Below are 23,092 nucleotides of genomic sequence, written 5' to 3'. Positions count from 1 at the left end.
AGCCAGCGGCCCTGAACTCAACCTCCATGGGCCGGGAGCTTGTTCGGCAAGGGCGCTTTGCTATCGTCTGGACGGCCCGGGAGGGCCAGATCATGCACGTTGCCTTCTTTGGAACCTTTGGCCTCTGGGCCCACCACACCGGCACCGAGCTGGAGATCGCCGAGCGTCACCTCGAGGCGGGCGACGAGGTGACCTGGGTCCTCTGCGACGCCGCGTTTGCCTCGTGCGAGCCGAACCCAGGCCACGACGCGGTCCAGTGCCGGGCCTGCCGCATGGGGGTCGAGCGAGGCCTCGGACTCCTGGGCGGAGAGGTGCGCGTGCTGGAGCTTTCGAAGCTCCTCACGGACGAGGATCGCCGCCGCCTGGAGGGGATTCCCATCGGGATCGGCTCCATGGAGGAGCTGAAGGGCCTCTACCTCGACGAGTGCGACATCGGCTGGGGAGCTCTCTCCAGCGCGGTCTGGCTCGCCAAGGACGCGAACATCGACCCCGCGGGCGAGCTTGTCGACCGGCTCCTCCGCACCGCGGGTACGGCCTATCTCGGCACGCGCCGGCTGCTGGAGAACCACGCCATCGACCGGGTCTACGCCTTCAACGGGAGGATGGCGCCGATGCGGGGGATCCTGCGCGGCGCCCGCTCCATGGGCGTCGACTGCTTCATCCACGAGCGCGGCAAGGACCTCCAGCACTACGGGCTCTTCGAGAACGCGATGCCCCACGACATCGCCGCGACCCGGGAGCGGGTCGAGGCGGTCTGGGCGGGCAGCGAGCACAGCGAGGAGGAGCGCAGGACCCTCGGCGCTGGCTGGTTCGAGGGGCGCCCCAGGGGGCAGATGGGCTCCTGGATCTCCTTCGTTCGCGGCCAGTCCCAGAACGAGCTGCCCGACACCTGGGATCCCGCGCGTCACAACGTGGCGCTCTTCACCACGACGGAGCACGAGTTCGTCTCGATCGGCAAGGAGTGGGAGAGCCCGCTCTTCGAGTCGCCCCACGCGGCCACGGTCGCGATCGCCCGCGCCATCTCCGAGCTCCCTGGCGACGACGTGCACCTGACGATTCGGATCCACCCGAACCCGGAGGGCGCGAAGAGTTCGAACGTCAGCGACATGGTGGGTTGGAACCTGCGCAACGTCACGGTCATCCCGCCGGACTCGGCCGTGTCGACCTACGCACTCATGCGCGAAGCGAACGTGGTCGTCACGAGCGGCTCGACCGCTGGGATCGAAGCCACCTTCTGGCAGCGCCCCTCGGTGCTGGCGGGACGGGGGCTCTACGCAGGCCTCGGCGCGGCGTACGAGCCGGCCTCCATGGAGGAGCTCATGGCGATGCTCGTGGACAGGTCGCTCCCGGTGGCGGATCGCGATGGAGCGCTCCGCTACGGCTACTACCAGGCGACCCGGGGGATCCCGTATCGCTTCTTCGAGCCCGACGGGCTCTTCGAAGGTGCCTTCAAGGGCCAAGAGATCAAGCCGACTCGCATGCAGCGGAAGCTGCTGCGGTTCCATCGCAAGGTGAGCGCGTTTTGGAACTGAGCGGTGGCCGCAAGCTCCTGATCGCTGGCGCCAGCGGTTTCGGGAAGGAGGTGCTCTTCTGCGCCAAGGACTGCTTCGGTCTCCCCGCCGAGCGGCTGGCGGAAGTCGCGTGCTTCCTGGAGACCCTTGCCTTCTGCGAGACGACCCGCAGCGTTCTTGGCGTGCCGGTCATCTCGGACGCGGAGTTCGATCCGGAGCTCTACGAGGTCGTCGTGGCGATCGGAGATCCCGGTACGCGCAGGAAGATCGTGGAGGGGCTGCCGGAGGGAACGCGTTTCCGGACGCTGATTCATCCGTCGGCCTGCGTTTCGGACTGGGTCGAGATCGGCGCGGGAAGCGTGATCACGGCCGGCTGCGTGGTGACCACCGACATTCGGCTGGGCGCCCATACGCACCTCAATCTGCTCACGACCGTGGGGCACGACACCGTCGCAGGCGACTACCTGACGACGGCTCCGGGGGCCAAGCTCAGCGGCTCGTGCCACTTCGGAGATCGCGTCTACATCGGCACGAACGCCGCCGTCCGGCAGGGCATCCGCCTCTGCGACGACGTCACCATCGGCATGGGCGCGATGGTGGTCCGCGATATCGAGGAGCCGGGCGTCTACGTGGGAAGCCCGGCCAAGCGCCTGGAGAGGTAGCCGCCTGGAGAAGCTACGCCCGGGCTAACCCAAGAGGTCCGGCAGCATCTCCGCCGCCTTCGCCCGCGCCTTGATGACGCACTGGTCCGAGTTGTCGTACTCGAAGCGCCCGAAGCGGCCCAGCGGATGCAGGCCCTGCTCGGTCATCCAGCCCAGCGCCAGATCGCGGCGCCTGTGGTACTCGTGGTCGAACACGACGTAGGCGTGGTTCACCTGGCTACGGTCCGTGAAGAGGATCTCGTTCCGCTTCAGGAGGCCCGCCGTTTCGAGGCCTTGGATCACGTCTTCCTCAAGGTCCAGGCCCGGGAACGGCTGGCCGCCCGGCGTCGTGATCTCGATCAGGAACGAGGTCTTGCCCTCCGGCGCGTTGCCCGGCGAGTAGTTCGACATGTACGTCACGCGGTTCGCCGGACCCTGGCTCTTCTGCGGAAGGTAGATCCACGAGAGGTTCGGGTGCTCGGCCCGATCGAGCGCGATCAGGTACGTCACGAGGCCGTTGTACTCGAGTTCGCGCATCGCCTTCGCGACATCGGCGGGCATGCCCTCGATCAGGTCGGGCATGTACGTCAGCGAGATCGTGTTCACGACGACGTCGAACTCCTCGTCGTTCACGATCCATCGGTCGCCCTTCTTGCGCACGTTCGTGACCGGCGTGTTCAGGCGCACGCGATCGCCGAGGGTCGCGGCGAGTCCGTCGGTGATGCCCTGGAAGCCGCCCGTTTTCGGGTAGTAGAAGATCGCCTGGTGGGTGTAGCCCTCGGTGCGCACGCCGATGGCGGCCTTCAGGATGTCCTCGATCGGCGCGTCCGGCACGCGTCCCGCGACCCAGTCGCTCGTGATCTTCTCCAGCGGACGCTTCCAGATCTTCTCGTTGTAGGGATCCATGAAGTGCTCTGCGATCCCGTCGCCGAAGCGCCAGCGGATCCAGGACGCAAAGTCCTTCGGCGCGGGCGAGCCCGTCAGCTGGCGCTGGTGCCACGCATCGACGTAACCCTTCAGGCACTCGAAGTTCGCCTGCTTCGGCAGGTCGCCGATGCCGTTCTCGAACGGGTAGTGAACCCACTTGTCGTCGAAGCGAATCTTCGTGTTCCGGTCGCAGGTGACGAACGCGTCGTCGCCGCCGGCCTCGTCCTTCATCCACTGCATCGCCTCGGCGTCCTTGCTGAACAGGATGTGCCCGCCCGCGACGTCGTAGGTGAATCCGTCGACGGTCTTCGAGTGGCAGAGACCGCCGGCGACGGAGCCCGCTTCGAAGAGGTGCAGGGAATCCCTGGAAACGCCGCCCTGCTCGAGGAAGCGGGCGAGGGCCATGCCGGAGATACCGGCGCCGAGGATGGCGATTTTCACGTCGTGCTGAGGCTGGAGAGTGGGGGACGGGAGCGCCGAAGGATACCGGGTTCCCGGGGTCAGCGCGTGCGGATGAGCGACTCTGTTGACCGCAATAGAGACGGCGCTTTCGCTTCGAGATCCACGAGCCAGCGGCGCGCGTCCGTGACGTAGCCCGCCGTGGGCTTCACATCGGGACAGGCGGCGCAGAAGTGCTCGTTGAAGGCGTCCATGACCATTTCGCGGGCGTACTTCGCGAGGCAGGAGCCGAGCGCAACGGGAAGGGACAGGGTGTCGCCCTTCTGGATGAAGCGAATCTTCATGCGACGCCCCGGCGTCGTCACGAGATAGTGGCTCTCGATTCGCGACTCGTGGAGCACGCGAACGGTCGAGAAGGGGATGAGGCTCGAGAGAAGCGGGCCGTAGCGCGCGCGCCCGCCGAGTCGATCGACCGTCATGTGGAGGCCCTCGGGTCCGAAGCGCTCGAAGAGGTCGAGCAGAATCTCGGAATGGAAGGCCCAGAGGCTCGCGCCCTTGTTGCCGGTGGCGGCGAACGAGGCGTTCAGCTTGCCCGCGGGGATCACGACGGCGCCCGCGGCCGCGACGCCGGTCGCGGAGGCTTCGAGCGTGCTTTCGAGCCGGTCGCGATGATCGTCGAGCGCGGCCCGGTCGGCGTGGACCGGGAGCTCGCCGGGAAGCGCCGCGTACCAGGGGTGAGCCGCGAGGTCCGCCTCCGTCGGAGCCACCGCGGGGGGCGCGGTCGCGAGGAGCGCGTGCCCATCGGTGACGCTCGCGCCCGCGGCGCGCAGGAACGAAAGCGCGGTGAGTTCCAGCCGACGCGACCCGCGCGGATTGCGCGTGAAGACCTTCTTGGAGTCGGCGACGATCAGGCGCACGGCGTCGTCCTTCGGGTGCTCCGAAACCGCGCCGCCGAGGCGCGCCCAGTCGAGCGTGCCTGCGCGATCCTCCAGACGAAACGCGGAGAATCCGAAGGTGAGCGGCCCGAGCATCGGCCCGTAGCCAGCCTCGTCGATGCCGCCGTGGACGGCGAACGCCAGGGGGTCCACGGCTGGCTCAGCCCGCCGTGGGGCGCTCGGGGTCGCGCCGCTTCGCGAACGCGATGAGGAGCACGAGCGAGAGGGACCCGAGGACCAGCGAGACGAGCTGGGACGTCGAGATCGAATCGTCGAACCACATGCCGCGGATCTTGTCGCCGCGGAACTTCTCGATGGTGAAGCGTCCGATGGAGTAGAGCACGAGCAGGATGAGCGTGACCTGGCCCGCGTAGCGTCGGCGCTTGATGAGGAAAATGCCGAGGAGGCCGATGAGGAGCGCGTTGACGCTCATCCATGGCTGCGTGGCCCAGAGGACCTGACCCGCGTTCTCCGCGCCGAAGAGGCTGCCCTCCGGAAGGGCTTCGGGCACGTGCACCGTGATCGGGAAAGGCAGGTCACGCGCGCTCTCCGGTACGATCTTGCCGAAGTCGTCGCCGACGAGGAGGCAGCCGATGCGGCCCACCGAAAGGCCGACGAAGCCGGAAGCGAGCCCGAGATCGAGCGCATGGGGGAGCCACAGCCGGTACTTTCGGGCCGCGTAGAGGCCGAGGGCGATCCCGCCGAACGTCCCGCCGTACATGACGAGTCCGCCTTCCCAGTAGTAGAAGACGGTCATCGGATCGTCCAGATAGCGCTGGCCCGTCTCGCTCTTCCGGAAGATCTCCACGATGACGTACATCGCGCGCGCACCGACCAGGATGCCCACGAGGATCCACATCGGCACCGAAGCAAAACCGGCCGCCTCGGTCTGCTGGAGGTCCCTGAGCGCGGGGCCGCTGAGGCCCGACGGCTCGAGTCTGGAGTGCCGCTGGCCGAGCCTCCCGAACAGGTAGCTACCCAGCAGGAAGCCCAGAACGACCATCAGGCCGAACGCTCGCACGGGGAAGCCCAGGCCCGGAATCTCGAAGAGGATCGGATGCATAGCGGGTGAGTCTACGCCCCGCGCCCGTCCGGTCGCTATGCTCTTTGCCCCCCAAACGGTCATGGCCGGGCGACGCGCCCTGACCTATCACGTTGGCTGCCCAGAGCAGGCTCAACGGAGACCCAGAGCCGGCTCAACGGAGACTACAGAGCGACTTCATGAATCCGCCGCCCAGCACCAAGCTCTTCATCGAAGGGCGCTATCTCAAGCACACGCGCGATCTGCCCCAGACGATCTTCTTCTGTCCCAGGTGCAAGGGCCATGCGCGGCGCAGGCAGGGCTGCGAGCGCTGCGAGGGCTTCGGCAAGCTCACCAAGGACTCGGTGCAGGAGCTCATCGGCTGGGTGCTCGGCAAGGCGGCGGGAACCCGGAAGCACAAGTTCCACGGCGCTGGTCGTGAGGATCTCGACGTCCGGATGCTGGGGGAGGGTCGCCCGTTCGTGTTCGAGCTGGAGTCGCCCCGGCTCACGCGCATCGACCTGGCGGAGGTCGAGGCCACGATCAACAGCCGCAATGAAGGGCGCCTGGAGGTCCGCGGCCTGCACTGGACCCAGAAATCCCGCGTGCGATTCCTCAAGGAAGGAAAGTTCGCCAAGGACTACCGCGCCAAGGCCGCGGTCAGCGAGCTTCCTTCCCCGGACAGGGTGAAGGCGCTCATCGGCCAGCGCTACGTCGTCGCCCAGAAGACGCCGAGCCGCGTGGCGCACCGGCGCGCCGACCTCGTGCGCGAGCGCTGGATCGAGATCCTCGACATCGAGGTACCTGAAGAGCAGGGCGAAGACGAGCCGTTCCTCTTCGTCACCATGCGCACCCAGGCGGGAACGTACGTCAAGGAGGCGATCAGCGGTGAGGACGGGATGACCGACCCATCGGTGGCGCAGCAGCTCGGCGTGGCCGAAGCGCGCTGCCTGGAACTCGACGTCCTCGCGATTCTCGACGAAGTAGGCGAGGAGTCCAGCGAGGTGATCGCCGAGCCGCCCTCGCCCTTTGGAGCCGGGCTCTAGAGGCTATCTTCGAGGCGGCGGCTCACCCGATCAGCACGCCGAGCACGGTTGCCTCGAACGCGCGCTTGTCGGAGACCTCGCCGTCCTGCTGGATGAATCCCTGCGTTTCGTAGCGGAACATCCGGCTGCCGGCGCGCACCAGCTTGACGGTGATGATCAGGTTGCAAGGCGGTGCAACGATGCCCCGGAAGCGGCAGTCATCGACTCCCCCGAAGCCCACGAAGCGGTTCACGTCGCCGCAGAGCCGGTGCTTCGAGTAGTCGTACGAGGCGATCTGCGCGGCCGTCTCGATCATCAGCGCGCCCGGGAACATCGGGCGGTCCGGAACGTGATCCGGCGCCCACCAGTCGTCCTCTCGGATCGATTTCACACCGACGAGGATCCCGGCCTCCTCGTCCACGTGGCAGAGGGAGTCCACCATCGTGAACGTGCCGCGCTGCTGCAGGTAGCTGTCGAGTTCTGCGCGGTCGGCGACCACCTGGGTCAGGTCGATCGTGGAGAGGTCGATGATGGGTTCGTTCGCCATGGCTCGGGAGTGGGGGGATTGTGTGCGTGGGGGGTGGGGACGGCCAACGGGGCGACTATGCTAATGGGCCCGACCCCCAACCCTCCAGACGAATCGTCCCCATGGCGTCAAACTCCCCGGCCTCGACCGATTCCGGCACGCGCGGTTCCCAGCTTCCAGGGGACTCGACGGTCGCCGTCCATGGCGGCAGGCGCCCGACGCCTTCGGATCCTGACGTCTCACCTCCCATCCGGCGCTCCAGCACGTTCCTGCAGCACCCGGGCACCCATGCGGCCACGGACGCCGGAGACTGGGTCTCGCCGCTCGTCTACACGCGGTATCGCAACCCGAACGTCGAGGATGCCGAGATCCGGATCGCCGCGCTGGAGCGCGCCGAGTCCGCGGTGCTCTTCGCGAGCGGAATGGCAGCGATTCACGCGCTGCTCGTCCACGCCGTACCGGGTGGCCAGGGCCGGGTCGCCGTGGCGCGGCAGATCTACGGCGGTACGACCGCGCTCTTCGCCCAGCTGCTGGGCGCTGATGGAGGCAGAGGCGTGGAAGCCGTCTCCTTCGATGTGACCGATCCAGGCGACCTGGCTCGCGTCCTCGACAGCGGGGTCCAGCTGGTGCACGTGGAGGGCCTTTCGAACCCGACGGCCGTGGTGGCGGACCTCGCGCGCATCGCCGAGCAGTCCCATGCCCAGGGCGTGCGCGTTTCGGTCGACTCCACCTTCGCGACGCCGATCGTCCAGCGGCCGCTCGAACTCGGCGCCGACTTCGTCGTTCACTCCGCGACCAAGGCCCTGAGCGGTCACTCGGACGTGACCGCCGGCGTCGTGCTCGGTCGCTCGGACGACATGGCCGCGATCGCTGGCTACCGGAAGGTGACCGGAGCGATCCTCGATCCGGGCGCGGCGTGGCTTCTGGCGCGCAGTCTCCCCACGCTCGATCTCCGCGTGCGAGCCCAATGCCACAACGCGCTGGCCCTGGCGCGCGCGCTGGAGAGCGCGCCCGGCGTGGCGCGGGTGCACTACCCGGGACTCGAGTCCAGCGCGTGCCACGGACTGGCTGAGAAGATGCTGCGGTCCGGGCTCCATGGCAGCGTTCTCGCCATCGAACTGGAGGGCGGCGACGGGGCCACGCGCGGTTACGTGGAGCGGCTCGGCCTCGCCATCGACGCGCCGAGCCTCGGCGGCGTCGAGACCCTCGTCAGCATCCCGGCGTACATGTCCCACGTGGCGCTCTCGCCGGAAGAGCGGCTCGCCGCCGGGATCGGACCCGGCTGCGTGCGGATCGCCGCCGGGATCGAAGACGCGGCGGATCTCGTCGCGGACTTCGTCCAGGCGCTCGGGTAGTCGCACTCGTCGGCTGCCGGATGTGCTGTCGGCTACCGGATGTGCAGCTCCCGAATGCGCCCGTCGGCGGGGCCTTCGGGCGTCAGCGAATAGTCGCCGCGGCCCTTCTGGTTCATCAGGGGATCCTCGGCATCGATGCGCCACGGGCCGGGCGTCAGGTAGGGGACCTTGATCCGGCCTGTGGCATCCGTGGTGACCTTGAAGTGGCCTGCGCCCTTCCCGCGGAGGTAGCCGGTCAGGATCACGTCCGGGCACGGGCGCGCGAGATGGTCGAGCACCACCAGCTCCAGCGTGGCGAGCGGTGGCAGCACCACATCGTCCACGCGCTGGTCCGCGGTCTGCACGCCCACGGGAATCGGCGACGCCAGAGGGTTGATCGCATCACCGACGTGCAGCATCCAGGGGCCGGGCGGCACGTTCTCGAAGGCGTAGGAGCCGGCGGAGTTGCACTTCGTTTCGATGCTGCCAGCGGCCGCAGTGCCCCCGGCCTCGTTTCCACCCGCCTCACCGAGCACATCCGGGGTGCCCGCGTCTGCGCCAGGGACCACGTAGGGGACGAGGTAGACCGCCAGATCGCTCGCGGGCTCTCCGCTCGGCTGTCGAACGAATCCCTCGACCCGCGCCATCGGCCGGAGCGTGAGGTCCACGGTCACGTAGTCGAGGCCGCGCTGGCCCGGGCGCTCGGCGACCTGGTAGAGAGCCACCTCCACTTTCGACGTGGTGAGCCCCGGGGCGCTGGCGCTGAGCCTGTAGGCGGCCAGGGGCAGATCCCGCAGCTCGAACGTCCGCATACCTGGCTCGGAGACGAACGTCTTCGTGATGGCTTCCGCGCGTCCCTCCGCGACCAGGGAGGGCTCGATCGTGACCGTCCACGCCTCGGGGTACTCGGCCCCCGCGACCCGGATCTCGCCCGTCACGGTGCCGCCGGGCGCTCCAAAGACCTTCTCGAAGCTCTCGTAGCCTCCCGCCGGACGGGTCTCGATCCCGCCGACGGTCCGAGGCCCCTTCGCTTCCAGGGCGATCAGGTCGGACTCCCGCATCATCCCGGGCGGCGGCTTCGGGCGATCATCGGCTCCCGCGTCGGCCGAAGCCTCCGGCTGGACCGTCTGGGCAGGGGATGGGGACCGCTCGGGTCCCATCAGGAACCAGGCGGCGACCCCCGCGGCCAGTAGAATCGCCAGGCTGGCCAAGAGAAGCGGGCTCGCGCTCCCACGATCGGGCTGTCGCCCCGTAACCTGCCGCGCGAACTTGAATTCCCTCTTCGCCCGCGGGCCCTGGCTGTGTTGTCGCATGTCCATGTTCGTCGAGCAGGATATCCGCAGCGGATCGCCGGGAGTTGGACAAGGTCTCGGCTCGCACCGCCGAAAACAGTGCATCCCCTGTGTATGCCCCGCTTCTGGGGGCATCCAGCGCCCAGATTCGATCCCATGAAGCCATTTTTGCGCGTTTTGCGTTCCTCTCTCGTCCTTTCGACCGCGGCCGTTCTGGCCGGATCCACCGCGCCGGCCGGGCTGGTGAGTGGACCCGACCCCGGCCCCTCGCAGCCAGCGCTCGCCCGGGCGGCTGACGGACGCGTGCTGGTCGTCGGTTTCGACGGCGCGGACTGGCGCAAGACCTCCGAACTCATGGACGCGGGGGAGCTGCCGAACATGGCCAAGCTGCGTGACGCAGGGACCGCAGGACCGCTCGTCTCGACCCAGCCGGCCGAATCGGCCGCGGGCTGGGCCGCGATCAACACCGGGACCAACCCCCTGAAGAACGGAGTTTCCAGCTTCTTCAAGCGGGAGTTCCTCGGCGCCGAAGGGCCGCCGATCCCGGCCATCGGTCACGTCAACCAGGAGACCGTGACGCGCGAGGTGTCAACGGGCGGCGGCGGCGGCGCCGCCGCTGGCTTCGTCGATCGCTTCGGTTCAGGCTCCTCGAACGTTCTCCTGGGCGTCGGGGTGTTCTTCCTGGCCACCCTCGTGCTGCGCCTCGTGCTCAAGGTCCACGCCCTGCTTTCGCTGGTCCTCGGCGTGGTCCTCGGCGGCGCCGCCGCCTTCGCGGTCCAGAAGGCGGACGCGCGCCCGTCCGTGGGGGGCGGCGGCTCCGTGGAGATCGCGGGAGTCGTATCCAGCCAGGTCCGGCAGGACGGCTTCTGGATCGAGGCGGCCCGCGCCGGTCAGAAGAGCGTCGCGCTCCAGGCGCCGCTTTCCCTGGGGCGACCGGGTGCGGACGGGGCGCAGACGCTCTACGGGCTGGGTCTTCCCGACGTCCGGGCTTCGCTGAACGGGGACTGGTTCCTCTACACCACCGATAGCCTGGAGACCGGACGCGAGCCGAAGGGCAACACGAAGGACTCGAACTCCGGAACGGGCACGGTCTTCCGCGTGGACTACACGAAGCCCAAGGACGGCGCGACCGGGCCTCCCGCCATCGAGGCCAAGATCTATGGCCCCGTCGATCTCGCGAAGATGGGGGAAGCCAAGGCGCGCTTCGACGAACTGACGAGCATGCTCGAAGGAGACCGCTCGGGCATGAGCTTCAAGGAGAGCCGCGACTTCTACGCGGAGCAGGCCGAGCTGGAGCGCACGCTCTCCGAGATGGGCGCGCCGCCTCCCGGGTCCCGCGTCGGGCCGAAGGAGTACAAGCACCGCGTGACCGTGCCGCTGCGCATCGTGGCGAAGGAGGGCGGCGAAGGGCCGGCCTGGGACGTCACGATCGATGGGGAGACGCAGACCCTCGTCCCCGGCGCGTGGAGTGACTTCTACTCGGTCACCTTCGACATGGGGCCCACGCTCAGCGTCCATGCGACGACGCGGGCCCGGATCGCGGACCCGACGCCGGAGGGCTTTTCGGTCTACGTCGATACGCTTCAGATCGACCCGCGCAACGCTCCGTCCTGGCAGCCCGCGTCGGAGCCGATCGGCTTCGCCGCCGATCTCGCGAAGGCCATCGGTAGCCCCTTCGAAACGCTCGGCTGGGGCTGCATGACGAACCAGGTCAAGGACAAGATGATCGACCCGGTCATGTTCCTCCAGGACGTCGAGTTCACGATGACCTACCGCCGCAAGCTGATGCAGCGGATGCTGGAGGAAGGCGACTGGCGCGTGCTCTACAGCGTGTTCAGCACCACGGACCGCGTCCAGCACATGATGTACCGGTACTACGATCCGCTGCATCCCCAGTACCAGGAGAAGGAAGCGCAGAAGAAGGTGACCTTCTTCGGCGAGGAGATCACGCTGGCCGAGGCCATCCCCGCGATCTACCGCCAGATGGACGACATCGTCGGCGAGGTCGTCGCGGCCTTGAAGCCCGACGACACGCTGATCCTCTGCGCAGATCACGGTTTCACCAGCTACCGACGCGGCATGAACGTGAACAACTGGCTGGAGAGCGAGGGCTACCTCGTGCTCAAGGACGATATCGCCAGCAGGGACGAGGGCGGGGGCTTCCAGTGCGTCGACTGGTCCAGGACCCGCGCGTACTCGCTCGGGCTCGGCATGGTCTACCTGAACCTCGAGGGACGCGAGTCGGAGGGCATCGTCAAGGCCGCCAATTCCCAGGCGCTGATGGAGGAAATCTGCGCGAGCTTCCTCGCCGCGAAGGACGACGGTGCCTCGGTGGGTTCCAGCGCGGTCGTCGTGCGGGACCTCTACCAGGGGGCAGAAGAATGGGGTACGCGTGAGTACCCGTGCGCGGACGTCATGCTGGGCTTCGCCGAGTTCTACCGGGTGTCCTGGTCGTCGACCACGGGCAACATCTCGCTCCGATCCGAAGGTGAGGGCGATGCGGCCCGCATCGTTCCGGGGGAACTCTACCTGAACAACACGAACCCCTGGTCGGGCGACCACGCGTCGAACGACCCGAACCTCGTGACGGGGATCTTCTTCTGCAACCGGAAGGTCACGAGCGAGGACGGTACGTTCTCGGTCATGGACATCGCCCCGACCGTGCTGGACCGCGTGGGCGCTCCGCTCCCGGCGCAGCTGGATCGCAAGCCTCTCAGCTTCCAATGACCGCGACCGGACCGAAACCGATCTCTCCGAAAGAACTCGCCGCCCGCCTCGAGCGCGGCGACGAACTCGTCCTCCTGGACGTGCGTGAACCCGGGGAAGTGGCGATCTGCGCGCTTCCCGGGATCCTGCACATCCCGCTGGGGGAGCTCTCCGTCCGGCTCACCGAGCTGGACCTCGACGCCGAGACGGTCTGCATCTGCCACCACGGGATCCGGAGCGCCCACGCGGCGGCTGCGCTCCAGCAGATCGGCTTCGACGGGCAGCTCTGGAACCTCTCGGGCGGCATGGATCGGTGGTCGACGGACGTGGATCCTTCCGCCCGGAGATACTGATCGAGGCACGGTGGACACCGTCAACCACAGCGATTGGCAAAGGTCCGGTTCGCAGGCGGTCAAAATCAGGGTGAATGGGAAACAACGGGCGCGGTAGGTCGACGAAGGGGGAGCCCACCCGCTCACCCTGCCAGCCGCCATGAACCAAGCACTTCCCGCCACGACCCTGAAAGAGTCCCGTCCGCCCTCGCCGACGGAAGAGTTTTCCGCCCCCGCCGTGGGCCGCATGATCCCGGGGGCCATCCGCGAGGCCCGCTCGGTCCGGCTGGTCTGGCAAGATCCGGTGACGGGGGACGCTCTCCGGATCGCGATGATGGCGACGCCCGAGATGATTCGCCGCCTGGAGTCCGAAGGCTTCCGCCTCGAAGGCAAGATCACACGATCCGCGGGGTAGAGCTCTCTGCTAACCTCTCCGGATGGACGAGCCGAAGAGCGCCGCATTGCCCACCGACCTGGCCGATTTGAGCCCCGAGGGACCCGCAGTCAGCGTGGTCTTCGGGAGCGCGTCGGACTGGCCCACCATGAAGGCCGCGGTCGAGATCCTGGAGGACTTCGGCGTCGCCTGCGAGCACGGGGTCGTGTCGGCTCACCGAACGCCGGACCGGCTCGCGGAGTATGCGCGCGGTGCGGCCGGCCGGGGCGTCAAGGTCATCATCGGCGCGGCGGGCGGCGCGGCCCACCTGCCCGGGATGATCGCTGCCTGGACGACGTTGCCGGTGCTCGGTGTGCCCATCAAGAGTCGGGCGCTTTCCGGCGTCGACTCGCTGCTTTCGATCGTCCAGATGCCGGGCGGCGTTCCCGTGGGGACGCTTGCCATCGGAGACGCCGGGGCGAAGAACGCCGCGCTCCTCGCGCTGCGCATCCTTGGCTCGACGGACGAGGGCATCGCCAGGAAGCTCGACGAATACGCCCGCGGCCACGGCGAGCGCGCCCTGCAGGCGCCGCTGGATCGATGACACGCACGGACTCCACGATGACGTCAGACTTCTCTTCCTCCTCGGCTGCCGCGGCCGCAGCGCGCACAGCGCAGGCAGCCGCTCTCCCGCCGGGCGCGACCCTCGGCGTCTTCGGCGGCGGTCAGCTCGGCCGGATGCTCGGCCTCGCGGCGCGCCAGCTCGGCTATCGCTTCGCCGTTTACTCGGACGACGAGGACGGGCCCGCGGCCCAGGTGGCCGACTGGTCGGTCACCGGTGCCTACGACGATGAGGCCGCGGTCGCCGACTTCGCGCGCCGCGTGGACGCGGTCACCTTCGAGTTCGAGAACGTGCCCGCGATCGCGGGGGAGACGGCGGCGCGCTTCGTACCGGTCAGGCCCGATGGGTCGCTGCTCCACACCGTTCAGGACCGGTTGCGCGAGAAGCTGGGCCTTTCCGGCCTGGGTCTTCGGGTGGCGCCGTTCGCGTCCATCACGACCGAGGCCGAGCTGGAGGCGGCCGCCCTTGCCATGCCCGGCGCCGGCGTGCTCAAGACCTCGAGCTTCGGGTACGACGGCAAGGGCCAGGTGCGCGTGGCGTCGGCGGCTGAACTGCCGGCCGCCTGGGAGTCGCTCGGGCGCGTGCCCGCCGTGCTGGAGGAGCTGATTCCCTTCCGGGAAGAGGTCTCCGTGGTCGCGGCCCGCGGCGCAGGCGGAGAGGTCTCGGTCTACGAGCCGTTTTCCAACGAGCACGTGAATCACATCCTCGACGTGACGGTCTGCCCGGCCCGGCTGGACCCGAAGACGCTCGCGGAGATCCATCGGATCGCCGGCGTCGTCCTGGAGGGCTTCGGGGTGGTGGGGGTTCTCTGCATCGAGCTCTTCCTGCTGGAGGACGGCGGCGTCCTGGTGAACGAGATCGCGCCCCGGCCGCACAATTCGGGCCACCTCACGATCGACGCCCACGTCTGCAGCCAGTTCGAGAACCAGGCGCGGGCGGTCGCGGGGATGCCCCTCGGCAGCGGCGAGCGGATCGGCCGCCCTGCGGCCATGGCGAACCTCCTGGGGGACCTCTGGGAAGGCGGTGAGCCCCGCTGGGCCGCGGCTCTGGCCATGCCGGGCGTTTCCCTGCATCTTTACGGCAAGGCCGAGGCCCGGCCCGGGCGGAAGATGGGCCACCTGACCGCCGTGGCCGACACCACGGAGGAGGCCACCCGCCGGGTCCGGGCGGCCCGGGCGGCGCTGACCGCTTCCACTCCCTGACCCCGAACTTCTCCATCGCCTCGCCGGGGAACCCGCAACGCGGGGTCCCTTCTTCCGAACTTCGATTAGAATCCGTCGCTCGCAGCGGACGCCTCGCTGCGGCCACCACCCGCACAGCGCCCACGGCTCACGCCCTGGGCATCCAGCCAAAATGACCTCCGGATCCCTGCACGAACGAATCACACGCGCCCTCGCCTTCATGCTTCGGCACCAGCCCGAGGACTTCGATCTCGAACTCGATCGATTCGGCTGGGGCGACCTGGAAGACGTGCTCTACGCCCTCCAGGAACGCCTCGGGTCGAGCGTGGACGAAGACGATGTCCTCGACGCCATCGAAGCGAGCGACCGTCCCCGCTACGAAGTCGACGGCGACAAGATCCGTGCCCTCTACGGGCACTCCTTCCCGATCGATCCGGGCGAGGCGACGGAGCCGCCGGACGAACTCTTCATCGGCGTCGGCAGCCGCGACGCGGAGCGCGCCGAGGAGCACGGCCTGCGCAGCGGCCGTCGTGCTTTCCTGCATCTCGCGCGCACCGAGGAGGAGGCGCGCGAAGCGGGCCGTCGTGCCGCCAAGGACTACGCGGTCATCACGGTCTATGCGGGTGAGGCCTACGACGAGGGCATCGACTTCTACGATCGTGGGTCGCTGTTCCTCGCGGACGAGGTTCCGACCGAGTTCATCGAGGTCGGGGACATCCAGCACGACGGTATCGAGCGCGACGCGCGCCGGAGCCGGGGACGCCGCAGCAACGAGGGACCGCGCGGCGGTGGCGGACGCCGTGGGCGCGGCCGTGGCCGCGGACGCGGTCACTACGAAGAGGACGATCGCGGACCGCGAGATCGGGACCGGGCAGGCCGCGGGGATCGCAGCGAGCGGGACGAGCGTCCGGCTGCTCCGCGTGAGGAAGCACGGAAGCCAGAGCCGCCCCGGGAAGAGCCACGCCGCGAAGCTCCCGTCCGTGAAGAGGCTCCCCGCAAGCCGGCGCCCCGCGAAGAATCTCGAACGAAGCCCCAGCGCGAGTCGAATGATCGCGGTGGATTCGGACTCGGGCTCGACTCGGACAAGCCGAAGCGCGAGCAGCGCCCGGCGCCCCGGGGGGAAAGCACGACGCCCCGCGAGGAGAAGCCTGCCGCCAAGAAGCCAGAGCCTGCTCCCCGCAAAGAAGAGAAGAAGGAAGACAAGAAGGCGTCGGCTCCGGGCTTCGGGTTCGGCGCGGGCATCTGACCTTCCGGCCGAGTGAACGCCCGGTCCTTTTCGGTCCATCGATTTCCACGTGAAGCTGCCCACTCTCCCGGACGGGTTCGTTCTCGTTCGGGGTGTGCGTGGCGCGATGGCGTGCCGCGCCGCTGACGAGCCGCGGCTCGCCGAAGCGGGCTTCACGGCCGATGGAAAGCGAAGCGCGGAAGCCCTCGCGGATGCCGAGGAATCGGGCCGCGAGCCGCTCGGCCTGCTGGAGGTCGGCGGCGTCACCTGCCTGGCCCGCCGCTTCACCCACGGCGGGCTCGCGCGCGCTCTGACGGGAGCGCGCTTTCGGGATCCGGCGAGGCCGTTCGAGGAACTCGTGCTCTCGGAGCGGTTGCGCGCCCTCGGCATCCGAACGCCGAGGGTCATCGCGGCACGCGCGGTGGCCGTGCCGCCGGTGGGCTACGAGCTCACGATCGTGACGGAGCGCATGGACGGCGTTCGTGATCTCGGCTGGATGCTGGGCGACGTTCGCCGCGGGGGAACGTCACATCGAACGCTCCAGCAGGCTCTCGAATCGGCCGGGCGCCTCATCGCGGATCTGCATCGGGTCGGGTTCCTGCACGCGGATCTGCAGCCCGCGAATCTCCTGATCGAGAGCGCGAACCCGGCGGCTCCCGCGACGGCGATCGATCTCGATCGCTCTTCCTTCGTGAAGGCCGGAGATGGGAGGGGCGGTGAAGGCGCAGTCGAGCCGCTACCCGAGTCCCTCGTGCACAAGAACCTCGGCCGGCTCTGGCGGCATGTGGCGAGGCGCGAGGCGGAGTACGGCGCCACCCTGTCGCGCGCGGATCGAGTGCGTTTCCTGAAGGCCTACGGCGTGCCGCGCGATCAACTCGCGCCCTTCAGCGCGGCGATCGCGTCGGCTGCGGAATCGAAGGGGCTGGGCCATCGAATCGGGTGGTGGATCGAGCGCTACCTTGGCCGAGGCCCCGATCGCCGCGCGGCCGCCCCGTAGCGTGATCCTGTGCACGCCTTGGATTCGCCCATTTTCCAGGTCACGCATCGGAGAGCCACGTGACTCCCCGGGTGAGGCCCGCTCGCGGGAAACGAACCAATGACCCCGGACTCCGATCTCTCCCCCGACATGGAAGCCCTCCTCGCCGAGGCGGACTGGGTTCGGCGTATCGCGTGCTCGCTCCTGCGCGACGAGGGCGCTGCGCTCGATCTCTCCCAGGATGTGCTGCACGCCGCGGTGGTGAAGCGGCCAGCGCTCCGGGGCCCGCGGCTTCGCGCCTGGCTCGTGACCGTGGCTCGGCGCAAGGTGGCGCGGCGGTTGGAGCGTGAGCGCGCCCGTCCCCACGTGGAGGAACAGGCCGCGGTGCCCGAGGTTCGCGACACGGACGAAGCGGCGCGACGGGTTCAGCTCCACGTGGACCTCGCGGCCGAGATCCAGGGGCTTGCGCCCGAGGATCGCAGGCTGCTCGTCGCGCACTACCTGGAGGGACGCACCCAGGTCGATCTAGCGCGGTCCGAGGGGCTTGCGCCGGCGGCGCTCCGCAAGCGGCTGTCGCGGGCGCGAACTCGGCTGCGTCAGCGACTCGACGCGTCGGAGCGTGGCCGCGAGGGCTGGACGCTGGCTCTGGGATTCCTCGGTCGCGAGTTCACAGGCTCCGCCGTTCCGCTTCCCGTGGAAACAGGGGGTGGGCCCGTCGCGGCGGCGAAGCCGGCTCTCGCGACTCCAGCTCTCTTCCTCTCGATCCCTCTTCTCGCTGCGCTCATGAAGTTCGCACTCGTCCTGGTGGCCGTGGCCACCGTCGCCTTCTGGCTGTGGCCGTTGGAGGCACCTTCGCTCCGTTCCGACTCCGTCATTCCCGCGCCAACGGCGGCTTCGGCCACGGTGGGGGTGGATCGCGCGGGGGTGGATCGCGCGGGGATGGAGCCACCGGCGGCGGCGGTGTCGATGCGCGAGGCCACCGTCGCTGAGGGCGATCCGGCGGCTCCGCTGACCGAGGAGGCGGCGATCGAACCCTCCCGCTTCGTCCGGATCGTCGATGAAGGCCTTCTTCCCATGGCGGAGGCGCGCGCCGTCTGGATCGCAAAGGACGGACTTCAGACCCGGATGACGCTGGATGAAGACGGCTACGCGGCGACGGCGGATGCAGGCGCTGGCCGATTGCTCGTGGCGGCGCCGGGCTACCAGGGACGCTGGCTGGAGCTGGAGGAGAGCGATCGACGTGGACGCGGGGAGGCGCGAGTCGTGATGCTGCCAGTGGCTCCCGTGCTCACGGGTCGTGTGACGGTGGACGGCGTTGCGCCCGGCCGCGTCGTTCGTTTCTGGGAGTGGAGGCTGCCGAAGCACCTTGGGCTCAAGAGTCACGAGTCCGGCGAGGAGAAGCTGGAGCGCTGGCTCGGGATCGAGGACCGCCCGATGCCGGAGGCCGACGAGAACGGGCACTTCCGGATGGAGCTCTTCTGGGCCAAGGAGACGATCTGTCTGAGGCTGCCGTCGAGGTTCGTCCTGCGGTCCCTGAATGGAGAGATAACCGGCGGTGACTCGGTGGAATGGGCGAGCGACGTGGCGGAGATCACGATGGATCTGGCCGAGCTTCCCGCCGTCACAGGTCGGTTAGAATGGAGCGACGATGGCTCGCCGGTCACCGGGTTGATGCACTTCATGCGTGAGGACGCCCGGGGGACCACGCTCGATGGAATGCGGTGGGAGCCGCTCACGCCCAGCGGTGAGTTCGCCATCCCGGCGCTCATCCGGCCGGAAGACCTGGAGCTCCTCGACCTGGAGCCATTCGGGTCGCTGGCGAGAGCCCATCAGATCGAGCTGTCTCTTGAATCCGGTGCCCCGGAGTTCTCGCACCTCGTGGTTCTAGAAGGACAGGACCTCTTCCTCGACCTCGGGACGATTCGGGTGCAGCGGCATCCCGAGTTCCAAGTGCTCGTTCGGGAAGCGGCTTCCGACGGATCCGAGCAGAAGCCGATTCGGGCTGCGATCCGCGCTGGAGGGGCCCATGTCTCCACAGGAGCCGACGGCCGCGCCACGGTGCGCATGGATCCCGACGGGGCTCTCGAGGTCTTCGCGATCGGCTACCGCGCCGCGTCGGTGCCGCTCTCCCCGGGTTTGCTGGGCCAGGAAGTTCTGGTGGAAATGCAACCCGGCACGACGCTTCGGGTGTCGCTGCCTTCGCTCCCGAGGGGGCCCGCGCAGCCGCTCGTCCTCCTGGAATGGGACGACACGCCCTTCGAGACGGCGTACCTGGATGAAGAGCGAAAGGGTCAGCCCTACTCGTTGAGCATTCACCAAAGGCTCCAGAGCGCGGGCTTCCTCGGCGGCGGCTGGAGTCATGCGAAGCCGGGCGCGCCAGGCGACGCATCGTTCCCGTTTCCGAGGGACGGCGACCTCTTGATCGGTTGCCTGTTGCCGGGTCGTGACGTCCGCGTGCAGCTCGTCGATCGTCTTCGCCAGCCTCTGGTCACTGTTCCCGTGACCCTGGAGATGGGGGAGAGCCACGCCGACCTGCGACCCGGCTGGCGCGATCATGCGCTGGCCCTCGAGGTCCGCGTGATGTGGGAGGACGGCACGCCTGTTTCGAGCGGCTGGGTGCAACTCGTCGGGAGCGCGGACTGGGGAGAGAGCTTCGGGTTCGAGGCCGGCCACCTGCGCCTCGACCCGCTCGCCCGAGGCACCTATCCTGTGGAGGTGTTTGCGACGGGCGCCAAGACGCACCGGGTTCAGTTCGAACTGTCTACCACTTTGCCCGCGCTCGATATCGTGCTTGAACGAGAGTGATCGATCCCTCGAACACCACTCGCGGTACCGACTCGTCGCTGATTCCGCTACTCAAGGCCGAGGGGCCTGAGTCCGCGCCCTGGAAGCTCGGATGGCGTCGATTGCGCAAAAAGATGACCCCTGAATGGGTTTGGCGGACACTGGTCGTGGAGGCCCGCCCATGACCCAATCGCCCTTGAACGACATTTCGCAGCATGTGCCTGCGATTCAGCGGATCGCTCGCGCCATGTGCCGGGGAGACGCCGATGCTGACGACGTGGCGCAGGAGGTCTGGCTCGCTGCGCAAGAGCAGGCGGATCGTGGTGCGGAAATGGCGCCGGTCTCCTGGCTGCCTTGGTTTGCGGGGGCTGGGCGGCGGATCCTTTGGGCGCGGCAGCGGTCCGAGGGGCGGCGCCGTGAGCGGGAGCGTCTTGGCGCTCGTACGGAGAGCGTCCCAGCGCCGGAAGAGCGGCTGATGCAGCTCGAGGCCGCGGCGCAGCTCCTGGAGCTCGTGCGCGAGTTGCCGCCGGCGCAGTGCGAGGTGGTGTGCCTGCGATTCTGGGATGGGCTTCCGCCGCGGGCCATTGCCCGGCGGCTCGGGGTGTCGGTCGAGGCCGTCAAGACGCGCCAGAAGCGGGCGCTCGCGGCTCTGCGGGCGCGGATGTCTGAAGGGAACTCTGACGAAAACTCTCACGGACCTGATGACTCGGGCGGGCGCGAGGCCTGGCTGAGTGCGCTCACCATTCCTTCCATGGCTCCCCAGGTGGCGCGGGGTGGGGCGGGCCTCGGGTCGCTGGCTTCCTTCGGTGCGCTGATGACCACTCACAAGATTCTCGCCGTGGTGGTCTTGGCCCTCGTGGCGATCGGGATCGGGACAGCTTGGCTGGTGGCGGTCGCGCCTCAGGAAGCCGAGATCCCGGAGGCTGCAGTTGAGATCGCGACGGTGGCCGTCACGGAGGGAGAGCCTTGGCTCAGCGAGGTCGCTCCCCCGCAGGAGTCGGATCGTGACCCCGTCGTGACGCGGATCGCTGCCAGCCCCGCTGAGGCGGTCTTCACTGCGGCAGGCCCCCCCGAGGGACTTCTCGTCGCCACAGGGCGCGTTTGGAACGTGCCCGTGGGGGGTGATCGAGCGAAGGCTGTACCAGCGGTGAACGTCCACGTGGCGATGCACTCCTTCGGCATGCTGGGACTCGGCGAGGAGGCGATTCCTACGGCGACGACCGACGACTCCGGTGCCTTCCGCCTGGAGTACGCCGTCAAGCGCGAGCACGTCTTGATGAACGTCACGGTGCCCGGGGACTACGAGTTCGCCGGAGCAGGGGAGGAGGTCCAGTGGAAGGTCGGGCAGCCCCAGCCGCCTGCGATCGATCTATACCGTCTGGCCTTCAGCGCCCTCGACGGCGAGGTGGTGGATCGTTCCGGAACTCCGATCCCCGGCGCGAGGCTCACCCTCCAGGACGGCAGCGACTCCCCGCCCGAGACCACGTCCGATGACGCGGGGCGGTTCCGATTCCCGCACTGCACCACCCATGGTTACGTGCTGGCGGAGCTGCCTGGCTGGACGACGCTTTCTTCCAAGGCATCGGCCAAGAACGAGGCAGGAGAGTGGCTGCCAGCGAAGGTGGTCATGTGCCGGACGGGAGCGCTGGGCATTCACCTCCACGGCCGAGACGGCGAGCCCGTCGCTGGCGTTCGGATCGTTCTAGAGGGGGCGCCGGCCGAGGCGTACGGCGTCAAACGACCGCACGCAGATTGGGGGAGCTTCCAGGTGATAGCCGACGGCACGACCGGCGCCGACGGAGTCGCCTGGTTCCGGGGAGCGTGGGCCGACCTCAACCTGCGCATGCGGCTGTTCGCGGACGGGATACTCGTCACCGTGGAGCGCGAGCTGGAGGGCTCTCTTTTGCCCGAACCCTGCGGCGGCGCTGGGTCTCCGATCATGGTCTCACCGGATAGGGAGCGAAAGCTCAGTCTCAAACTCGAGGCTCTTGGTTCCCTGCGATGCCTGGTGCTCGACTCGAGCGGCAACCCATTCCCTGGGGCATCGGTACGGTTGATCTCTGCGAACTACGTACCATGGAAGTCACAGGGCCTGTTCTTCAAAGGTGAGGCAGACGAAGAAGGGTGCTGCGAGATACGTCTGGTGAGCTCAAGGGCTCTTGGGCCAGCGATCCTCACGGCTAGCGACACAGGAACGCACATGTTTCGATGGCCCGAAGGAGAGTCACCCCGGGCGGCCACCCTGCGCGTGAACCTCGACCAGCCGCCGGGCGAGACGGTGGTTCTCACTCTCGCGAATACCTTGGAGATCAGCGGGCGCCTGCTCGACCCGGAGGGAGCACCGCTCAAGGGCAGCGTCGAGGCTCAGCCTGTCGATGGCGATCTTGTCGCCGGCCACATGCTGACGGGCTTCAGGCCCAGCGTGAGCGCCAGCAAGGACGGCCAGTTTTGTCTCGCGGGCATGCCCGATGGCCACTTCAACATCGTCGCCAAGTGCCAGGGATACGCGAGGGTCGTAGCGAAAGGCGTGCGGGCGGGCACGCAGGGCCTCCAGCTTCGCATGGAAGGTCCGCCGCCAGCCCGCGTCGAGGTCTTCGTCGACACAGGCGGCGTTCCTATGGACACCTACGTCACGCTCGTGGGCAGGTACGGATCAGGAAGCGCAGAGGTGAAGGGCGCGCCTCTACTTCTCGACAACCAGACGCTGGACGAACCTTTCGGCTGGCCTGCGGATATGCAGGGGCTCTGGTATGGCGGTGGTGGCAATGGGTCTTCCTTCTTCTCTCTGACCCCGTCCAAGGAGCCTCTGAAGCGACTGGAACTCGACCCTGGCCTCTACTGGATCGGCGCCCAGGCCAAGGCGGCGGATGGCACCATGTTCGCGCAGATGGGGACGGGCCTCGTTTCCATCCAGCCCGGCGATCACAGGGTCCGCCTACGCATGCGCGCCCGCGTGTCGCTCAGCGGCGTGGTCAGGGGCGACTATCAAGGCGCGGGGCTCGCTGTGGCCCTCGCCATGGACGACGGTCGTCTCGTTCCGATGGACGCGTGGCGCGAGTCGATGGTGACGATCGTCGACGTCGGCGCGCGCGGGGACTTCCGCCTGGATCATGCTCCGGCGGGAACCTACGAGCTTCGCGTCGGTACTCCGGTCGAGCTCCAGGCAGGGGAGTCTCGGGCCTCGCGTCGGGTGGACCTGATCCCGGGCAAGCCGCTCCTGCTTGAGGTAGATATCTGAGCCCCGAAAGTGCTAGAAGCATGCATGGCATTCGTTCAGCCTCG

General features: G+C 68.4%; 18 protein-coding genes. 13 read left to right on the top strand and 5 right to left on the bottom strand.

All coding sequences use genetic code 11. The features are described from left to right. Nucleotides 1-92: 92 nt before the first annotated feature. Nucleotides 93-1,532 (top strand): capsular polysaccharide export protein, LipB/KpsS family, encoded by a 1,440-nt coding sequence (locus Poly30_RS20565; RefSeq protein ID WP_145201687.1) that lies wholly within the window; start codon nt 93-95, stop codon nt 1,530-1,532. After that, on the top strand, nt 1,523-2,173 hold the full coding sequence (locus Poly30_RS28725) for an acetyltransferase (RefSeq protein ID WP_419190426.1): 651 nt from the start codon (nt 1,523-1,525) through the stop codon (nt 2,171-2,173). Before Poly30_RS20565 ends, Poly30_RS28725 begins: the two co-directional genes overlap by 10 nt. A 24-nt stretch (nt 2,174-2,197) precedes the next feature. On the opposite strand, the gene Poly30_RS20555 is transcribed toward Poly30_RS28725, so the two are convergent. From Poly30_RS20555 to Poly30_RS20545, 3 genes are read right to left on the bottom strand one after another with little or no spacing between them, the layout of a single operon-like run. Then, complete coding sequence (locus Poly30_RS20555; protein WP_145201681.1) at nt 2,198-3,520, bottom strand: protoporphyrinogen/coproporphyrinogen oxidase; 1,323 nt, start codon at nt 3,518-3,520, stop codon at nt 2,198-2,200. Between the two features lie 59 nt (nt 3,521-3,579). Beyond that, nucleotides 3,580-4,566 carry a ribonuclease H family protein gene (locus Poly30_RS20550; RefSeq protein ID WP_145201678.1) on the bottom strand — a complete coding sequence of 329 codons (987 nt, stop codon included), beginning with the start codon at nt 4,564-4,566 and terminating at the stop codon, nt 3,580-3,582. Nucleotides 4,567-4,573: 7 nt separating this feature from the next. Next, nucleotides 4,574-5,476 carry a prolipoprotein diacylglyceryl transferase gene (locus tag Poly30_RS20545; RefSeq protein ID WP_419190425.1) on the bottom strand — a complete coding sequence of 301 codons (903 nt, stop codon included), beginning with the start codon at nt 5,474-5,476 and terminating at the stop codon, nt 4,574-4,576. A gap of 158 nt (nt 5,477-5,634) precedes the next feature. Here Poly30_RS20545 and Poly30_RS20540 point away from each other — a divergent pair, with 158 nt between their 5' ends. Further along, nucleotides 5,635-6,480, top strand: a complete 846-nt coding sequence (locus tag Poly30_RS20540) for a tRNA pseudouridine(54/55) synthase Pus10 (RefSeq protein WP_145201672.1) — start codon at nt 5,635-5,637, stop codon at nt 6,478-6,480. Between the two features lie 22 nt (nt 6,481-6,502). Here the strand turns inward: Poly30_RS20540 and Poly30_RS20535 are convergent, their stop codons facing one another. Next, the gene (locus tag Poly30_RS20535) at nt 6,503-7,006 is read right to left on the bottom strand and encodes an ApeI family dehydratase (RefSeq protein WP_145201669.1); all 504 of its coding nucleotides are present in this window, start codon (nt 7,004-7,006) and stop codon (nt 6,503-6,505) included. Between the two features lie 101 nt (nt 7,007-7,107). Here Poly30_RS20535 and Poly30_RS20530 point away from each other — a divergent pair, with 101 nt between their 5' ends. Then, nucleotides 7,108-8,340 (top strand): trans-sulfuration enzyme family protein, encoded by a 1,233-nt coding sequence (locus Poly30_RS20530; RefSeq protein WP_145201666.1) that lies wholly within the window; start codon nt 7,108-7,110, stop codon nt 8,338-8,340. A gap of 32 nt (nt 8,341-8,372) precedes the next feature. Here Poly30_RS20530 and Poly30_RS20525 read toward each other — a convergent pair whose 3' ends face one another. Beyond that, entirely contained in the window at nt 8,373-9,632 is a 1,260-nt protein-coding gene (locus Poly30_RS20525; protein ID WP_145201663.1) for a hypothetical protein, read from the bottom strand. A gap of 135 nt (nt 9,633-9,767) precedes the next feature. Here Poly30_RS20525 and Poly30_RS20520 point away from each other — a divergent pair, with 135 nt between their 5' ends. The 9 genes from Poly30_RS20520 (at nt 9,768) to Poly30_RS20480 (ending at nt 23,048) form a co-directional block, all read left to right on the top strand. Beyond that, nucleotides 9,768-12,338 carry an alkaline phosphatase family protein gene (locus Poly30_RS20520; RefSeq protein WP_419190424.1) on the top strand — a complete coding sequence of 857 codons (2,571 nt, stop codon included), beginning with the start codon at nt 9,768-9,770 and terminating at the stop codon, nt 12,336-12,338. Beyond that, nucleotides 12,335-12,670 (top strand): rhodanese-like domain-containing protein, encoded by a 336-nt coding sequence (locus tag Poly30_RS20515; protein ID WP_145201657.1) that lies wholly within the window; start codon nt 12,335-12,337, stop codon nt 12,668-12,670. Before Poly30_RS20520 ends, Poly30_RS20515 begins: the two co-directional genes overlap by 4 nt. 139 nt (nt 12,671-12,809) lie before the next feature. Further along, on the top strand, nt 12,810-13,064 hold the full coding sequence (locus tag Poly30_RS20510) for a hypothetical protein (RefSeq protein ID WP_145201654.1): 255 nt from the start codon (nt 12,810-12,812) through the stop codon (nt 13,062-13,064). Nucleotides 13,065-13,086: 22 nt separating this feature from the next. Next, complete coding sequence (gene purE, locus Poly30_RS20505) at nt 13,087-13,626, top strand: 5-(carboxyamino)imidazole ribonucleotide mutase (protein ID WP_145201651.1); 540 nt, start codon at nt 13,087-13,089, stop codon at nt 13,624-13,626. Next, the gene (locus Poly30_RS20500) at nt 13,623-14,846 is read left to right on the top strand and encodes a 5-(carboxyamino)imidazole ribonucleotide synthase (protein WP_419190423.1); all 1,224 of its coding nucleotides are present in this window, start codon (nt 13,623-13,625) and stop codon (nt 14,844-14,846) included. Before purE ends, Poly30_RS20500 begins: the two co-directional genes overlap by 4 nt. A 151-nt stretch (nt 14,847-14,997) precedes the next feature. Beyond that, complete coding sequence (locus Poly30_RS20495; protein ID WP_145201648.1) at nt 14,998-16,071, top strand: RNA 2'-phosphotransferase; 1,074 nt, start codon at nt 14,998-15,000, stop codon at nt 16,069-16,071. A 49-nt stretch (nt 16,072-16,120) separates the two neighbouring features. Continuing rightward, a complete protein-coding gene (locus tag Poly30_RS20490; RefSeq protein WP_145201645.1) occupies nt 16,121-17,047 on the top strand; it encodes a lipopolysaccharide kinase InaA family protein in 927 nt (308 codons plus the stop codon). Nucleotides 17,048-17,176: 129 nt separating this feature from the next. Next, entirely contained in the window at nt 17,177-19,831 is a 2,655-nt protein-coding gene (locus Poly30_RS20485; RefSeq protein ID WP_419190422.1) for an RNA polymerase sigma factor, read from the top strand. A gap of 124 nt (nt 19,832-19,955) precedes the next feature. Next, nucleotides 19,956-23,048, top strand: a complete 3,093-nt coding sequence (locus tag Poly30_RS20480; protein WP_145201639.1) for a sigma-70 family RNA polymerase sigma factor — start codon at nt 19,956-19,958, stop codon at nt 23,046-23,048. Nucleotides 23,049-23,092: the final 44 nt, after the last annotated feature.

Origin of the sequence: Saltatorellus ferox (genome assembly GCA_007751475.1) — a bacterium.
In the GTDB taxonomy this organism is placed as follows: domain Bacteria; phylum Planctomycetota; class UBA1135; order UBA1135.
The sequence above is the reverse complement of the archived record's forward strand: the minus strand, read 5'-3'. Positions and strand labels throughout refer to the sequence as shown.